14 protein-coding genes are annotated in these 15,837 nt (G+C 65.8%); 11 read left to right on the top strand and 3 right to left on the bottom strand.

Translation table 11 applies throughout. From position 1 onward, the window contains the following. Window positions 1–27 precede the first annotated feature (27 nt). From OU999_11345 to OU999_11335, 3 genes are all read right to left on the bottom strand, one after another. Window positions 28–1,674 carry an NAD(P)/FAD-dependent oxidoreductase gene (locus OU999_11345; GenBank protein WAC22355.1) on the bottom strand — a complete coding sequence of 549 codons (1,647 nt, stop codon included), beginning with the start codon at window positions 1,672–1,674 and terminating at the stop codon, window positions 28–30. Window positions 1,675–1,759: 85 nt separating this feature from the next. Continuing rightward, window positions 1,760–3,931, bottom strand: coding sequence for a TonB-dependent receptor (locus OU999_11340; GenBank protein ID WAC22354.1), 2,172 nt, complete (start codon window positions 3,929–3,931; stop codon window positions 1,760–1,762). 231 nt (window positions 3,932–4,162) lie between these two features. Then, a complete protein-coding gene (locus OU999_11335; GenBank protein ID WAC22353.1) occupies window positions 4,163–4,921 on the bottom strand; it encodes a glucose 1-dehydrogenase in 759 nt (252 codons plus the stop codon). Between the two features lie 187 nt (window positions 4,922–5,108). Between OU999_11335 and OU999_11330 the strand changes: the two genes are divergently transcribed. The 11 genes from OU999_11330 (at window position 5,109) to OU999_11280 (ending at window position 15,814) form a co-directional block, all read left to right on the top strand. Beyond that, entirely contained in the window at window positions 5,109–6,656 is a 1,548-nt protein-coding gene (locus OU999_11330) for a glucose 1-dehydrogenase (protein WAC22352.1), read from the top strand. 124 nt (window positions 6,657–6,780) lie between these two features. Continuing rightward, a complete protein-coding gene (locus tag OU999_11325; GenBank protein WAC22351.1) occupies window positions 6,781–7,545 on the top strand; it encodes an enoyl-CoA hydratase/isomerase family protein in 765 nt (254 codons plus the stop codon). Window positions 7,546–7,553: 8 nt separating this feature from the next. Next, window positions 7,554–9,152 (top strand): acyl-CoA synthetase, encoded by a 1,599-nt coding sequence (locus OU999_11320; protein ID WAC22350.1) that lies wholly within the window; start codon window positions 7,554–7,556, stop codon window positions 9,150–9,152. Continuing rightward, window positions 9,145–9,867 (top strand): SDR family NAD(P)-dependent oxidoreductase, encoded by a 723-nt coding sequence (locus OU999_11315; protein ID WAC22349.1) that lies wholly within the window; start codon window positions 9,145–9,147, stop codon window positions 9,865–9,867. Before OU999_11320 ends, OU999_11315 begins: the two co-directional genes overlap by 8 nt. Then, window positions 9,861–10,376, top strand: coding sequence for a short-chain dehydrogenase (locus OU999_11310; GenBank protein WAC22348.1), 516 nt, complete (start codon window positions 9,861–9,863; stop codon window positions 10,374–10,376). Before OU999_11315 ends, OU999_11310 begins: the two co-directional genes overlap by 7 nt. Before the next feature lie 79 nt (window positions 10,377–10,455). Continuing rightward, a complete protein-coding gene (locus tag OU999_11305; protein ID WAC22347.1) occupies window positions 10,456–11,193 on the top strand; it encodes a helix-turn-helix domain-containing protein in 738 nt (245 codons plus the stop codon). 96 nt (window positions 11,194–11,289) lie between these two features. Beyond that, entirely contained in the window at window positions 11,290–12,219 is a 930-nt protein-coding gene (locus OU999_11300; GenBank protein ID WAC22346.1) for an SMP-30/gluconolactonase/LRE family protein, read from the top strand. Beyond that, a complete protein-coding gene (locus tag OU999_11295; protein WAC22345.1) occupies window positions 12,209–13,396 on the top strand; it encodes an acyl-CoA dehydrogenase family protein in 1,188 nt (395 codons plus the stop codon). Before OU999_11300 ends, OU999_11295 begins: the two co-directional genes overlap by 11 nt. A 4-nt stretch (window positions 13,397–13,400) precedes the next feature. Beyond that, a complete protein-coding gene (locus OU999_11290) occupies window positions 13,401–14,510 on the top strand; it encodes an acyl-CoA dehydrogenase (GenBank protein WAC22344.1) in 1,110 nt (369 codons plus the stop codon). Next, window positions 14,507–15,034, top strand: a complete 528-nt coding sequence (locus OU999_11285; GenBank protein ID WAC22343.1) for a nuclear transport factor 2 family protein — start codon at window positions 14,507–14,509, stop codon at window positions 15,032–15,034. The genes OU999_11290 and OU999_11285 overlap by 4 nt, the downstream gene beginning before the upstream one ends. Continuing rightward, window positions 15,035–15,814, top strand: a complete 780-nt coding sequence (locus OU999_11280; GenBank protein ID WAC22342.1) for a thioesterase family protein — start codon at window positions 15,035–15,037, stop codon at window positions 15,812–15,814. Window positions 15,815–15,837 lie beyond the last annotated feature (23 nt).

Genomic DNA, 15,837 nt, shown 5'->3' with positions numbered 1-15,837 from the left:
CCGGCCCTTCGCGCCATCACGAACCGGTCAGGCCTGGACCTGCGCCTTGCCGAAATCCAGCGTCGGATAGCCTGCTTGCGCGACTGAGGTGCACGCCTCGTTATACTTGAAGAAGCCGCCGGTATACATGATCAGGCCGCGCGGCTTTCCGTCGACATTGGTGCCGGTGTACCAGGTGTTCGCCTTGGACACGAGCGTCAGCTGGGCGAGCGCGAAGACCGTTTCCATCCACTCGTCCTCGGCTTCGGGGCGGGGTTCCACGGTGGCGATGCCCTGGCTGCGCATATGCGCGATCAGATCGCAGATCCAGTTCACATTCTGCTCGTCCAGCGTGATGATATTGGCGAGAGCTGCCGGGCCATTGGGTCCGCAGACCATGAACAGGTTGGGGAAGCCCGCCATCATCAGCCCCAGATAGGAGCGCGCGCCGCCCGCCCATTTGGTGCGGACATCATGACCGGCGCGGCCCTCGACCTCGAAGGCCATCAGCGCGCCCGAAAGCCCGTCATAGCCTGTCGCCAGGATCAGCGTATCGAGTTCGACCTCGCCCGCGCTGGTGCGGATGCCCTTGTCCGTCACCCGCTCGATGGGATGTTCCAGGCAATCGTGCAGATGCACGTGCGGCAGATTGTAGCTTTCGTAATAGCCGGTATCGAGGCACGGACGCCGAGCAAAAATGGGATAGCCGCGCGGCTTGAGCTTTTCGGCCGTGACCGGATCGTTCACCGTCTCGCCGATCTTGCCGCGGACGAATTCGGCGACATGCTCATTGGCGTCCGGATTGGTCAAAAGGTCCGAGAAAATGCCCAGAAAATCGAGCCCGCCGCGCGCCCAGGCGTCTTCCATCACGCGCTGCCGCTGCGACGGCGTGATCGAGAAGAACGGGCGCGATGTCACCGGGCGGACGCCGCCCAGCTGGCTGGCGCGCGCCACCGCGCGAATGGCGGGATAGTGGCGCTTGAGCTCGGCGACATAATCCGGATCGAGCCGGCTGTTGCGCATCGGCATGGTGAAGCTGGGGGTGCGCTGGAAGACATGCAGCGCCTGGGCTTCCTCTGCCACCACGGGAACGATCTGGATGCCGCTTGACCCGGTTCCGACCAGGCCGACGCGCTTGCCCTTGAAGCTGACGGGTTCATGCGGCCATTTGGCGGCGCGCAGCAACTCGCCCTTGAAGTCGGCCAGCCCGGGAAATTCGGGGTCCTTGGGTATGGAGAGCGGGCCGGTCGCCATGATGCAATAGCTGGCCACGATCCGCTGCCCGCGATCGGTCGTTGCCGTCCAGCGTTGAGCGTCGGCATCCCATTTCGCGCGGGTCACGCGGGTGTTGAAATGGAACAGCGGGCGCAGCGCCAGCTTGTCCGCGACGAAATTGGCATAGGCCAGGATTTCGGGCTGGGCGGCGAATTGCTCGCTCCAGGTCCATTCCTGCTGGATCTCGTCGGAAAATCCGAAGCTGTAATCGACGCACATCAGGTCACAGCGCGCGCCGGGATAGCGGTTCCAGTACCAGACGCCGCCAACATCGCCGCCGGCTTCGACGCCGACCACGGACAGGCCCATCTCGCGCAGCTTGTGCACGGCATACAGGCCGCCAAAGCCTGCACCGACGACCAGCGCATCGACGGTGATGGTCTGCACGGCATCGGAAATGTCTTGCGGTTGAGCGGTCATGTTCTGCTTTCCGGTCTTGTAGCCATAGTCTGGGAGGCTGCCGGGCGGCGCTTAGAGGGTGCACCGCCCGGCATGAGCACGAGGTTCAGTAACGGAAGATCAGTTCCGCACCGAGCACCCGCCCCTTGTTGATCGAGGAGAAGGTCGAACCTGCGAAGAACGGCAGCGGAGAGACGTTGCCCTCGGTCTGGTCGTTGAGCAGGTTGTTGCCATAGAGCGAGAACTTCCAGCGCCGGTCGTCGGTCTCGAAGGCAAAGTTGATGTCGATCATGTCGCCGGCGCTGAGCAGGCCGGTATTGTTGTCGTTCGACCATGCCGCATCGCGATGGGCATAGGCTGCGCGGGCGGAAAATTCCCCCGCGCTGCCCACTTCATGCGTGAAATTGGCCGATGCGCCATAGGTCCAGGGCGAAAGCCGCGGCGGGCGCAGGGCAAAATCGCGCGCATTGATCACGCGGTCGCCATTCAGGTCGAAGAAGATGCGGGTATATTGCGCATCGGTATAGCCCAGCTGGCCGTTCAGCGTCAGATGATCGCCGATCCGCAAGGTGGCCTCGGCCTCCACCCCGCGCAGCCGCAGGTTGGCGGAGTTGCGGATCACCTGGGTGGTGCCCAGCGGCAGCACCGGCAGAATGATCTCGCGCTGCAGGCCCAGCACCGTGTTGTGGAAGGCCGCCAGATTGAGCCGCAGGACATTGCCGAAATCCTGCTTCAGGCCGATTTCATAGCTGTTCTGCTTTTCCGCATCGAATGGGCCGGGGGCTTCGGCGGGGTTGCCGTTGCGGAAATTGTAGCCACCACTGCGGAAGCCGCGCGCGAAGAAAGCATAAGCCAGCGTATCGCTGGTCGGCTGCCATTGCATGCCGACGCGGAAGGTGGGGTCCTGCCAGCTTTCGCTGTCCCGGAAGCCATAGCTGCTGCAGGTGCGCGTGCCGATGGGGTCGCACAGATTGCCGGCTAGGTTCTGCACCTGGACCCGCTTCTTTTCCCACGAATAGCGCAGGCCGCCGCTGAGGGTCAGCGTGTCGGTGAGCCGCCAGTCGGTGGAGAAGAACGCGCCGAACGTGGTCTGCGCCTGCTTGCCGCCGCCCGAAATGCGCAGCGCTCCGCCTGCCAGGCGGCGCAGTTCGATATAGTCGATATCCTGCTCGAAATAGTACAGGCCGGTGGTCACATCGACGCGGCCGAACGTTCCGGCATAGCGCAGTTCGTTGCTGAACTGGTCCTGGCGGGTCAGCGTATCGGCGTGGAAGGTGAAGCTGGGCGAGGAATCGATGTCGCTGACGACAAAGCCCTTATAGTCGCGATAGGCCGCAATGTTGGTGATCTTTCCGTCGCCGAATGCGGTGTCGATGTTGATCTCGACCGAGGCCTGGTTCCAGTCGTTGCGGGTCACGCCCTCTTCATTGACACTGATGTCGAAGCTTTCGCGCCGGAACAGGCCGAAATTGCTGACCACCGCGCCATCGCCGCGGACCCGGCCATGCTCATAGCGCCCGACGATGCTGATGGTATCGGTCGGGGTGAAGTTGAGCGCGGAGCGGACGATCAGCGTTTCGGATGCGCCGAAATCGTTGTTGCCGTTGAACCGGTTGGTGAAATAACCGTCATCGTCATTGTAATAGACGGCGAGCTTGGCAGCGAGCTTGTCCTCGATCAGCGGGCCGGAGATCACGGCGCTGGCGATCTTGTTCAGCCCGGTTTCGACGGCGAGCCGCCCTTCGACCTTCAGGTCGTTGCCGGGTGTGGAGGTGCGGACAACGACCGCGCCGCCGGTGACGTTGCGGCCGAACAGCAGGCCCTGCGGCCCGCGCAGCACCTCGACGCCTTCAAGGTCGAAGGTATCGAACAGGATGCCCGCGCTGATCCCCATATACACGCCATCGACAAAGACGCCGACGGTCGGGTCGATCGACGGGATCGAGCTGTTGATGCCCAGCCCGCGAATGGAGAAATTGGCAAAGCCCGGCGCGGTGCCGACATCGTCGAGCTGCACGTTGGGCGCGCTGTAGCTGAGATTGTCGAGCGTGCGGATATGCTGGTTTTCCAGCTGTTCCGCCCCGAAGGCCGTGACAGCGATCGCCACGTCCTGGACATTCTGGGCATTGGCCTTCTTGGTCGCGGTGACGACGATCTCGTCAAAGCCCGGCGCGCTGTCGGCCTCGCCATTGGCTGCGCTGTCCTGCGCGGCGGCCTGCGATGCCATGGCCAGCGCGAGCGCCGTACTGCCCAGTCCGGCCAGCAGTCTTGAAATCATGTGGTCCCTCATCTCCATCCCCTCATTGTCTGTGCCTGTCGCAAGCACGCGTGCAGGGGACGCGACGGGCCATGCAGGCCTGACGGTCTTTTGCAGCGCGGTTATGCGGAATTTGGCTTTGTTCTAGCCTGGTGATCTCGCAGCATCGGGTCGCAAGAGGCAATCCGTGCCGGCTGTTGAGCCATGATAATCATAATGGCGATTTGCGCAGGGGCTCCGGTTCATGCCCGGTCACCGCACCAGCGTGTGGCCGATGCCGCCATCGACCGCGAGCGATTGGCCGGTGACGAAGGTGGAGCGTCCGCCGGCCAGCCAGAGCGCGGCTTGCGCGATGTCCGCTGCTTCTCCCAGCCTGCCGACCGGTGTCTGGGTGACGCGCTTGGCGATCTGCTCTTCGGTCAGAATGGCCATCACCCCTTCGGTAGCAACGGTCGAGGGGGCGATCGCATTGACGCGAATGCGCCGGGGCCCAAGCTCGACCGATGCCGAACGGGTCAGTCCGTCGACGCCGGCCTTGACCGCCGCATAGAGCAGCGCACCGGCGCTGCCCAAGCGGCCAGCCATCGATCCGATGTTGATGATCGCGCCGCCTTCTTCCGGCATGTGCGGCACGCTGGCCTGGATGCCCCAGACCATGCCGCCCAGGCCGACGCCCATCATCCGTGCAAATATGTCCGGTGTGATGTCGGGGATCAGATTGTAGCTGTTCCACATCGCATTGTTGACCAGGATGTCGATCCGGCCGAGCTGGCGGGCGGCATCGTCGATCGCGGCGGTCAGCGCGTCGCGGTCGGAAACATCAGCCCCGATACCGATCGCGCTGGCCCCGGTCGCCGCGATCGCATCAGCCGCAGCCTGCGCCCAGGGCTGTTTCAGGTCGATCAGGACCACGCTTGCGCCTTCGCGAGCGAAAAGCTCTGAAATGGCCCGCCCCAGGCCGCGCGATGCGCCCGTCACCACGGCCACCTTGCCTTGCAGTTCCCCGCCCATGTCCATCCTTTCGTGCTTTGGTGATACTTAGCCCGATGCGATCGGCCAGCGGCAACATGACCGGCGGCGGCGGCTCCATTATTCGGCTTATGATAGTGGCGCGGGCGCTATCGGCCCCCTTTGACCCCCGCGTTCGCGCAGGTGAGGCTCTGGCGGAACACAAGACCATTGGGCAGGAGCGGCAGCCATGGCGGAACACGGTGACAGCACGGGCCAAAGGCTGGTTCTGGTAACAGGGGCCGCGCGCGGCATAGGGCTTGCCTGTGCCCGCCGCTTTGCCGAGGCTGGGGACAGGGTCGTGCTGGCCGACCGCAATTACGAGGCTTGCGCGCTCGCGGCCCGGTCCCTCGGGTCTGAGCACATCGCGGTCTGCATGGACGTTTCTGCTGAGTCCGATGTCGTGCGTGTCATGGCGGATATTCAATCGCGGTTCGGCCCGATCGACGTGCTGGTCAACAATGCCGGCGTGGTGGACCGCTTCGCGCGGCCGTTGCTGGACGTGCCTGCCGAGGATATCGAGCGGCTGATCAGCATCAACCTGCAGGGGCCGTTTCTGGTCGCGCGTGCGGCTATCCCGGCGATGGCGGCGCGGGGCAGCGGGGCCATCATCAACATTGCCTCGGGCGCAGGCCTGCGCGCGCTGCCGGGCAGGGCCGCCTATGGCATGACCAAGGCCGGGGTGATCGGCATGACCCGGGCCCTGGCCGTGGAGCTCGCGCCGCTGGGCATTGCCGTCAATGCGGTGCTGCCTGGCTATATCGACACGGAAATCCTGCTGGCGCTGGAACGCGAGGGCCGGTTCGACCGGGAATCGGTGGCGCGGGCGATCCCGGCGGGCAGGCTGGGTCAGGGGCATGAGATCGCCGAGGCGGTGTTCCACCTTTCGCAGGGCGGCTATCTGGCAGGGACCTTGCTCAGCGTCGATGGCGGCGTCGATGCGTTTGGCGGATCGGGCCGCGCATCGAGCATGACCATGCCGCAGCGGGCGCATCGGCCCGGCGATATCGCCTGTGTGACCGGGGGCGCTAGCGGTATCGGCGCGGCGATTGCCGACCAATTGGCCGAACAGGGATGGCAGGTGGCCGTGCTGGACCAGCAGTCTGACCCCGGTGGCCGCCATGCCTGCTGGCACGTGGATATTGCGGACCAGCGCCAGGTCGACGATGCCTTTGCGCGGATCGCCGCAACGCTGGGGCCGGTCGCCTTGCTGGTCAACAATGCAGGGCTGGTGGAGCCTTCCATGCCCAGTGCAGACCAGGCGCTGGCGGATTTCCGCCGGACGGTGGACGTCAATATGGCCGGGGTCATTCATGCCGCGCGCGCCGCTGCCCGGCAGATGCGCGACCATGGCGGCGGCGCCATCGTCAACCTGTCCTCGATCACCGCATCGCTCGGGCTGCCGGGCCGCAATGCCTATTGCGCCTCCAAATCGGCGGTGACCATGCTCACGCGCAGCATGGCCTGCGAATGGGCGGAGCATGGCATCCGCGTCAATGCCGTCGCGCCGGGTTATATCCGTACGCCAGCGGTCGAAGCGCTGATCGATGCCGGGGTTCGCGACATGGCGGCCATCACCGCGCGCATTCCGATGGGGCGGTTGGGCCAGCCGTCAGAAATTGCTGCGCTGATCGCCTTTCTGGCGTCGGACGCTGCATCGTATATCACCGGGGCGACCGTTCAGGCCGATGGCGGCTATCTGGCCAGCGGCCACCCGCCCGGGGCGCCGATGCCCTGACCCGGCCGGGCCTCGGGGCAAATCGCATATGCAATAGTGGCGGTGTCGGTCAGGCGGCAGGTGCCAAGCCATGGCTGGGCACATAGTCTGCCACGATACACGCCATATCGCGGGAGAGGTAAAGATGAGTCAGGTCAGGTTGGAAGTCGCGGACTATGTGGCGGTGGTGACCATCGACAACCCGCCGGTCAACGCCCAGAACATGGACCTGGTCGACGAGATCATCGCCACGTTCGATAGCTTCAACGACCGCGACGATGTGCGCGTTGTCGTGCTGACGGGCGAGGGCAAGTGCTTTTCTGCCGGGGCCGATCTGCGCAACCGGCCCGATCTCTCCGCCCCCGGCGCACGCTGGGCGCGCAACCGCAAGGTGCGCGAGGTCAGCTATTGCATCATGGACAATGCCAAGCCGACGATCGCGGCGGTCAACGGCCCGGCGCTGGGCGCGGGGCTGGGGCTGGTCGCCAGCTGTGACATCATCATCGCATCGCAAAATGCGGTGTTCGGCCTGCCCGAGGTCGATGTCGGCCTGATGGGCGGCGGCAAGCATGCCGAGCGCATCCTGCCGCATTCGCTGGTGCGTCGGATGATGCTGACCGGCTATCGCGCTCCAGCCGAGGAGCTCTATCGGCGCGGCGTGATCGAAGCCTGCCTGCCGCCCGAAGAGCTGATGCCCTTTGCGATGGACATGGCGCGCAACATCGCCGCCAAGAGCCCGCTCGCCACGCGACTGGCCAAGGACAGCATGCGTACGATCGAGAACATGACGCTGCGCGATGGTTATATCTATGAGCAGGGCAACACCGCCAAGCTTGCGACCTCGCATGATGCAGCCGAGGCGGTGGCAGCGTTCGTCGAAAAGCGCCCGCCGGTCTTTCAGGGACGTTGAGGCTGGCCATGGCGAGCGAGACGGGCGGCAACTGGAATTTCGGTGACCTGCTGGACGTGGCCGCAGCCCATGTTCCGGCAGACAGGCCCGCGCTGGTGCGCGGCGACCGGACGATCCTGTGGGGTGATTTCGACGCGCGCACCAACCGGCTGGCGCGGGCGATGCTGGCCGCCGGGCTGGCAAGCGGCGACCGCGTGGCGATCCTCGCGCGCAACATCCCCGAATTCATCGAAATTGCCTGTGCTGCGTTCAAGGCGCGGCTGACGCATGTCAACATCAACTATCGCTATACCACGGCAGAGATCGAATATGTGCTGGCCGACTGCCAGGCCGCAGCGCTGTTCCATCAGGACGAGTTTGCCGGCGTCGTCGCCCCGCTGCCTGCCGCGCTCGATCACCTGAAGCTGGTGGTGCAGATCGGCGGCGACGCCGACGGCTATGAGGCCATGGTGGGGCAGGGTGATGGAGTCCCGCTCGCCATCACCCGCTCGCCGACCGATGGCTATCTGCTCTATACCGGCGGCACGACGGGGCGCCCCAAGGGCGTGATGTGGGCGGCGCGCGATGCCCGCCAGGTCCAGCTGGAATCGCCTACCGTACGCACCACCATTACCACGCTGGACGATCATGCCCGCCAGGTCGCCGCCAATACCGCGCCGGGCCGGGTCATGCCCGCCTGCCCACTGATGCATGGCGCGGGGCTCAACAGTTCGATGGCCGAGCTGCTGATGGGCGGCACGGCGGTGCTGCTGGAAAAGGACAGCTTTGACGCTGCCGAATTGTGGGACCAGGTCGAGCGGCATCGCGTAACGCGCATCCTGATCGTCGGCGATGTCTTTGCGCGGCCGATGCTGCAGGCGCTCGCAGCGCATCCGGGACGCTGGGACCTGTCCAGCCTCAAGGTGATTTCCTCGGCCGGGCTGATGTGGAGCGAGGAGGTCAAGCGCGGTCTGGTGGAGCAGCTGCCGCAATTGTCGCTGGTCGACATATTGGGGGCATCGGAAGCCTCGGGCTTTGGCTATGCGCTCACCACGGCGCAGCGTTCCACCCCCACCGGCTATTTCGAACCGGGGCGGCAGACCGTGATCATCGATGTCGATACCGACCGGGTGCTGACCGATGACGAGCCTGGCACCGGCTGGCTGGCGCGCAGGCCGCCCTTTGCGCTGGGCTATTTCGGCGATCCGGAAAAGACCGCGCAGACCTATCGCCGGATCGGCGACACCGTCTACGCGATCCCCGGCGACATGGCCGAGCGCACGCCCGAGGGGCTGATCCGGCTGATCGGGCGCGGCAATCTGTGCATCAATACCGGCGGCGAAAAGGTGTTCGTTGAAGAGGTCGAAGAGGCGCTGAAGCGCGCGCCGGGGATCGAGGACGCCATAGTTGTCGGCATTCCCGATGAAACCTGGGGCAAGGCCGTGGTGGCGCTGATCCGCACCGGCTCAGGCTTTGACGAACCGCGCGCCCGTGCTGCGCTGGAGGCCGATCTTGCCCGCTACAAGCTGCCACGGCGGATGATCGTGCTGGATGATCTGCCGCGCCATGCCAGCGGCAAATCGGACTATCGTCGCGCGACCGAGCTGGCGCTGGCAGCGCTTGGCTGATCCGCTGCGCCCTCACGCGCTGGTGACGGGCGCGGCGCAGGGGATTGGCCGTGCGGTGGCTGAGCGTCTGTCTGCGCTGGGCTGGCATGTCGTCGCTGCCGACCGGGATGGCGAGGCACTGGGCTGGGCGACCGGGCGGGACGATGTGACCGCGACCTTGCTCGACATTACCGATGCAGAGGCCGTTGCGGGCGTGTTCGATGCGTTCCCCGCGCCCGATATCGTGGTGAACTGCGCCGGAATCGCCGCGCAGCTGTTGCCGCTCAAGCAGATCGACCGCGCCGCGTTCGAACGGATGCTGCGGATCAACACGGGCGGCACCTTTCTGGTCGCGCGCGAGGCAGCGCGGCGGATGCAGGGCGGCGCGATCGTCAACATTGCATCACGCGGCTATCTGGGCGGGGCAGGCGCGGCGCATTATGTCGCGTCCAAGGCGGCCGTGGTCGGCATGACCCGGGCGATGGCGGTGGAGCTGCGCTGGCGCGGCATCAGCGTCAACGCGGTCGCGCCCGGCATGGTCGAGACGCGCATGATCGCCGATTTCACCCCGCAGATGCGCGATCGGCTGACGGCGCTGGAACCGAGCGGCGCGGCTCTCTCGCCCGACGTGATCGCCGAGGCGGTGGCGTATCTCGCATCGCCCGCCGGACGGTCGCTCAATGGTCAGGTGCTGCTGGTCGATGGCGGCAAATCGCTGGGGGTGTTTCCATGCTGACGGTCATCGCTGGCCCCGAAAGCCTCACGGCGATCATCGCAGCCAAGGTCAAGGATCTGTGCGGCGCCGGGCTTGCCGAACCTGTCGCACTGGTCGATGCCCTGCCCGGCACCCGCAGGGCAGGGCTTGCCGCTCTGGGCGATGAAGATCTGGAAGCCGGATTGATCCAGCCGCTGGCCGATCTGGGAGAGACGCTTGCGGGTCTTGTTCCCGGCCATCGGCGCATCGTGCTGATCGGCACGACCGAAGGGCTGGGTCATTGGGACGCAAGCCTTGCCGCTGCCTTTGCCGTCGGCGCGACCGGGCTGATGCGGTCGGTAGCGCTGGAATACATGCGCGAGGGCGTGACGATCAACATGATCGCCATGGGCGCGGCCGACGATCGCCAGGCCATGGCTGCGGCGTACATGGCTGCTGCGCTGCTGCAGACCAATGGGGTCAGCGGGCAGGTCATCGCTTGCGATGGCGGCGACAATCTTCGAATGACCCAGGCCCGCCAGCGCGCCTGACCCCTTTACGGCGCGGGCAAGGACGGGCAGTCTCATGCGCAAAGCAAGACATCCGGGAGGGGGAATGTCGCAACCAGCCGTGAAATCCGCGCTCCGGACCTTCGAGGTGCTGGAACTGTTCGCCGAACGGCGCACCCCGCTGCCGCTGCACGAGATCCACAGCACGCTCGGCTATCCGCAATCGAGCACCACCGCCTTGCTCAAGAGCATGGTGATGAAGGGCTATCTCAACTATGACCGCGACCATCGCACCTATCTGCCGACGACGCGGATCAGCGAGCTCGGCAACTGGCTGCCCGACTATATCCAGGCGCAGGGTGGCTATCGCGAGCTGGTCGAGGAACTGCAGCGCCGGACTGACGAGACGGTGGCGCTGATCACCCGCAACGACCTGTTCATCCAGTATATCATCCTGCTGACGCCTGCCCATGAATTCCAGATGGCGCCGCAGGTCGGTGCGATGCGCAAGCTGGTGGATTCATCGGCAGGCCTGTCGCTGATGGCCCGGATGGACGACCGCGCGATCGAAAAGCTGTGCCGCTATTCCAACGCCTATCATGCCAGCGACTCTGCTCGGGTGTCGTACGCGCAGATCATGCGCGATGTCGAACATGTCCGCCAGGTCGGCTATGCGTATATTCCCCACCGGCCTACGCCTGCGGTCTCGTCGATCACCATGGCGCTCGATGCCGATCTGGGCGGCGTGCCGCTGGCGCTCGGGGTGGGCGGGCTTGCTGAACGCATTGCCGATCGCAAGGACGCGATTGTCGAAATCCTGCGCGACCTCACCGCCTCGTTCCGCCCCGCCGCGCGCTAGCTTCGCACTATCGCGGACATGATAGTCTGGGCCTGCGCGCCGGATCACGTGCGCAGCCTTCATCTCGCGGCATAATCGCGCACTCAGGCGACCGGCATGGGCCGGCAGTGGAGAGGCGCGGGCGTGGATATCGATATCGGTTTTCTGGGCGACTTCCGGTGCCGGCTTGGCGAGAGCCCGCTCTGGGACCCTGCGAGCGCCCGGCTCTGGTGGGTCGATGCGGTGGGCCAGACCATCCACAGCGCAGGGGGAACCGGGGACGACCCCGTCACCTGGCAGTATGACAGCATGGTGGGCAGCATCGGCCTTTGCGATCGCGGGCTGATCGCGGGCCTCGCTGATCGCTTTGCGCTGATCGACACACAGACCGGTGCGGCGGAAACCCTGCTGGCGGTTCCGGCGCAGGGTGGCGCGGTGCGGCTCAACGATGGCAAGGTGGATCGGGGCGGGCGCAGCTATGTGTGCGGCCATACCCGGATGCAGGAAACCGCAACGGGCACGCTGTTCCAGCTTACCGCCGATGCTGAATTGCGCGAGATCGCGCAGGGGATGCGCATATCCAATGCCATCTGCTTTTCGCCCGATGGCCGCCGCCTGTATTGCGCCGACAGCCTGGACGGCTTCATCCGCTGCCACGATTATGACCCCGCGACCGCCACGATCGGACCGCAGACGGGCCGCATCGACCTCGCCGGCATCGGCCAGGCCCCCGATGGGGCGACGGTGGATGCCGATGGCAATCTGTGGATCGCGCTGGTGCTGGACCAGGCGCTCGCCTGCGTGTCGCCCGATGGGACGCTGCTTCGCCAGATCGACATGCCCATGCCCTTTCCCTCGTGCCCGGCCTTCGGCGGCGAGGGGATGGAGACGCTCTACGTAACCTCGATCGGCAATTCCGGCCATAATCTGGTGACCGACCATCCCGATGGCGGTCGGATCGCCGTGGTCCGCGGCCTCGGCGTCCGGGGAATTGCCGAAAGCCGTCTCACCTTCCAACCCGCAACAGGCACTGCCCATGGAATTTGAACTCGATCCTGCCGACATGGCCTTTCGCGAGGAGGTTCGCGCCTTTTTTGCGACCGGCATTCCCGACGAATGGCGCACGCGCGTGCGTGCCGGCCTGCGGCTGCACCCCGAAGAGCTGATCGCCTATCAGAAGCGCCTGGCCGCGCGCGGCTGGGGGGCACCGACCTGGCCAGTCGAATATGGCGGCACCGGCTGGAGCCCGATCCGCCAGTATATCTTCTGGACCGAAGCGGCCGAGGCGGATGCGCCGGCGCAGTTCCACCAGGGGCTGGAACTGATCGGGCCGATCATCTTCACCTATGGCAGCCAGGCGCTCAAGGACCGCTACCTGCCCGGCATCATCCATGCCGACGACTGGTGGTGCCAGGGCTATTCGGAACCCAATGCCGGGTCCGACCTGGCCTCGCTGCGCACCCGCGCGGTCCGGGACGGCGACGATTATGTGCTGAACGGGCAAAAGGCGTGGACCAGCTATGGCCATGTCGCCAGCCATTGCTTCGTGCTGGCGCGGACATCGGACGAACCCAAGCGGCAGCAGGGCATTTCGCTGCTGCTAGTCGACATGAAGACCCCGGGCATCACCATCCGCCCGGTCGCGACGATGGACGAAAAGCACCACACCAACGAGATGTTCCTCGACGATGTGCGCGTGCCCGCCGCCAATCTGGTCGGCGAGGAAGGGCGCGGCTGGGAATATGGCAAGGTGCTGCTCGACCGCGAGCGCATGGTCACCGCATCGGTCGCGATCTTCCTGATCCAGACGGTCAAGGCCATCCGCGAGGCGGCAGCCAGGCGCACGATCGGCGGGGTGCGGCTGATCGACATGCCGGGTTTCAAGGCGAAGCTGGCGCAATATGAGATCGAGGTCATCGCGCTGCAGACCATGGTGCTGCGCGTGATGGCCGATGCGGCGGCAGGGGTGGATTCCGGCCCGCTGGGATCGATGATCAAGCTGCGCTGGTCGCAGCTGAGCCAGGCGGGCACCGCGCTCTGGGTCGGGGCGCTGGGGCCGCGCGCCGCGCATTTCGCGCCGCTGGACAACGGCCATGATCTGCCCGCCGACATGCCCTATGCGATGCAGGGCGCGCTCTATGCCCGCGTCACCTCGATCTATGGCGGGTCGAGCGAGATTCAGCACAACATCATTGCCCAGCGCGCGCTGGGCCTGAAGGGATAGCGCGATGCGTTTCACCTATTCCGACGAGCAGGCGATGCTGCTCGACAGCGTCCTGCGCTTTGGCCAGGAGCATTTTCCGCCGACCGAACGTCACCGGCTGATCCAGCAGGGGCGCAGTGGCGAGGCGAGCGCCTGGGCCAAGATGGCCGAGCTCGGCTGGCTGCTGCTGCCGATTGCCGAGGAATGCGGCGGGCTGGGCGGCGGCATTATCGAGCTGATGGCGCTGGGCGAAGGCTTTGGCCGCAACCTGGTTCCTGGCCCCTATATGGCAAGCTGCGTGCTGGCCCCGGCGCTGCTGGCGCGCGGCGGCGCGGCGCAGCACCGCCTGATCGAGCAGATCGGCACCGGCGAGGCGATCGCTGCTGCGGCGCTGCTGGAAGACGATGGCGGCTATGATCTGCACCATGTCGCTACCTGTGCGACCGCATCGGGTGACGAGTGGACGCTGAATGGTGCCAAGGCGCATGTCGAAGATGGCGGCGATGCCCAATGGTTCATCGTGCCGGCGCGCACCGCAGGTGGCGTCCGGGATCGCGATGGGCTGTCGTTGTTCCTCGTTTCCGCCAGCGCGCCGGGCCTCAGGCTGGAGCGGTTCCGCAGCATTGACGGCCACCGCCACGCCCGTCTGGAGCTGGATGGCATCACGGGGCAGCTGATCGGGAGCCAGGGCGATGCGCTGGCCGATATCGAGGCCGCCGTGGCGCGGGCGAATTGCGGTTATCTCGCTGAAGCGGTGGGGTCGATGGAGGCGGTGAGCGCGATCACGCTCGACTATCTGCGCACCCGCGAACAGTTCGGCAAGCCGATCGGCAGCTTCCAGGTTCTGCAGCACCGAATGGTCGACATGACCGTAGCGTGCGAGGAGGCGCGGGCCATGCTGTGCCATATCGCGCTGTCGATCCCCAAGGGCGATGCCGAATTCCAGCGCGCGGTGTCGGCCGCCAAGGTGCGGATCAGCGAATGCGGCATCTATGTCGGCCAGCAAGCGGTGCAGCTGCACGGCGGGGTGGGGTTCAGCGACGAGCTGATCGTCAGCCATCACCTCAAGCGTCAGATGATGCTTGCCATCGCGCACGGTTCCATCGATCACCATCGCATGAGGTTTGCCGCATGACCGCCGTTTCCGACCCGCTGGTTGCCGAGCTGATCGCGCGCGAGCGCATCCGCGACTGTCTGATGCGCTATTGCCGCGGCATCGATCGCGCGGACGAGGCGATGCTGCGCTCTGCCTATTGGCCCGACGGCACCGACAATCACGGGCCCTATAATGGCAGCGCAGAGGGCTTTATCGACTGGGCGATGAAGATGCTGCCGCATATCGAGCGCGGCATTCACCAGATCCACAATGTGCTGATCGAGTTCCGCGAGGGCGGCGCGGCGGTCGAGAGCTATTTCTCCGCCTTCCAGCGTCAGCCGGGCGCTGATGGCAAGCTGACCCAATGGGACATGAAGGGGCGCTATCTCGACTGGTTCGTCGAGCGCGACGGCGAATGGCGCGTGCTCAACCGGCTGGTGGTGTTCGACTGGGTCGAGGAAATGCCGCTGCCGCCGGGGACCGAGGCAGAGCGGTTTGGCGCGCGCAAGCCGGTGGGCGGGCGCTGGCCCGATGACCCTGTCTATTCCTTTGCGCGAGCCTAGATGACCGCTGCCTTTCCCGATCTTCTGAGCCTGGACGATGGCCGCTTTGCCATCGAAATTGCACCGGCGCTGGCGGTCGGTCCGCCCGGCCACGCCTATCTGTTCGGCGGCGCGTGCCTGGCCCTGGCGCTGGATGCCGCGGCCGAGACCGTGCAGCGCCCCGTGGTGCAGGGTGCGCTGCAGTTCGTCAGCTTCACCCCGCTGGGGGCCAGGCTTCACCTGGCAGTCGACATCCTTCAGGCGGGCCGAACGCTTGCACAGGTGCAGGTCAGCGGGCGCGTGGACGACCGTCTGGTGTTGCTGGCGGGCGTGACCCTGGGCGAACGGGCAGGCTTTGCCGACCAGCAATGGCTTGCAGCGCCGCTTGTACCGCCGCCCGACCAATGCCTGCCGAGCACCAGCCTGCCGCGCCAGGATGACAACGCGCATTTCCTTGAGGCCATCGAGGTTCGCGAGCTTGCCGAGGATGGTCTGCCCACCGGACGCGCCCGGTTCTGGCTGCGGCGCAAGGCGATGGGGCCGATCGATACCACGAGCCTTGCCCTGTTTGCCGATTTCATTCCGGTGGCGCTGGGCCGGGTGAGTGGCCGGCCCGGCGGCGGCAACAGCATCGACAACAGTCTGCGCATGGTGCGCAGCGCTCCGCCGGGCTGGTGTCTGGCCGATATCACGATCACGGCGGCGGCATCGGGCTTTGCCCAGGGCAGGGTGGATCTGTGGAGCGAGCAGGGCGATCTGCTCGCGACCGGCGGGCAGACGCTGCTGTTCAATCCGGGCTAGAGCGTTTTCACATTGAGCGAAAA

This window comes from Blastomonas sp. SL216, assembly GCA_026625625.1.
GTDB lineage: Bacteria > Pseudomonadota > Alphaproteobacteria > Sphingomonadales > Sphingomonadaceae > Blastomonas.
The sequence above is the reverse complement of the archived record's forward strand: the minus strand, read 5'-3'. Positions and strand labels throughout refer to the sequence as shown.